Genomic DNA, 971 nt, shown 5'->3' with positions numbered 1-971 from the left:
CTTACAAAGATGGTGCGGGTCTGGCTGCTGTAGCTGCCGGGCGCAGTTATCGGGGTGGTGCCGAGCTGGGCGGCGCCAAGGGTTTCGTAGTAGCTTACGGTAAAGAAGGCCGGGCTAAGGTTGCCCAGTACTTCATCTTCCACGCTGGTCAGGTCGAATATGGCAATGCCGTCGGTGTCGCTGGTGCCGTTATCGCACAGCTGGTAGTCATCGGGCTCGGTGGCTACCGGTACCGGGTGTACGATCAGGTCTAACGTTACAATGTCAAAGCACTCGGTCTGGCTGCTCTGCACGCGGATGTACAGGGTTTGCACGCCGCCTGTGGTCTGTGCCTGTATGTTGCTGTAGCTGCCGGTGTTCGGTATCGGGTTGGCGTCGTATATGGCGTCGCTTTCGGTCTCGTGGATGGTTACGGTTACGTTGCCCAGCTGTGCGGCGATGTCCTGCAGCACGGGGTTCAGGTTGAATACGGCTACCTGGTCAAGGTTGAAGTCGCATTCTTCCAGCGGGGCGGGTTGCGGGGCTATCGGGGCCGGGATGACTTCAAGGCTTACCGGTACGATAATGATACAGCCGGTCTGGACGTTCCTTACCCTGGCATAGATGGTGCCGGTTGGGGCGGTGAACGGGTTGCCAAGGGTGTTGGCGTTGCCGGCAAGGGCATCGTCCTGGCTTAGGTAATAGGTTACCTGGTAGCCTGGGGCGCCTAAAGTGATGGACTGGGTGATTGTGGTGCTGTTGAACTCGCCTTCGCCCGGGATTTCCTCACAGGCAAAGAAGGTTTCCAGGGCAGGGTTTACTGCCGGAAGCGGGTTTACGATCAGCTGGAAGCTGGCTACGCTGCGGCAGCCGAACTCGGTGATGGCAGCCGCCCAGATGGTCTGAGGGCTGGTGGTGTTGGTGTAGGCCTGTGGGTTGGCTATCGGGTTGTTACCCGACAGGGCATCGGCCTGGGTTAGGTAGTATGCCGC

At 59.3% G+C, this 971-nt stretch carries 1 protein-coding gene; it reads right to left on the bottom strand.

Going from position 1 to position 971, the window contains the following annotated elements; genetic code table 11:
* The coding region (locus KJK34_RS14975; protein ID WP_498366266.1) for an FIDD domain-containing protein at window positions 1-971 on the bottom strand (971 nt) is incomplete at both ends.

It is taken from the genome of Flavobacterium coralii, from assembly GCF_019891545.1.
Taxonomy (GTDB): Bacteria; Bacteroidota; Bacteroidia; order Flavobacteriales; family Flavobacteriaceae; genus Flavobacterium; species Flavobacterium coralii.
The sequence above is the reverse complement of the archived record's forward strand: the minus strand, read 5'-3'. Positions and strand labels throughout refer to the sequence as shown.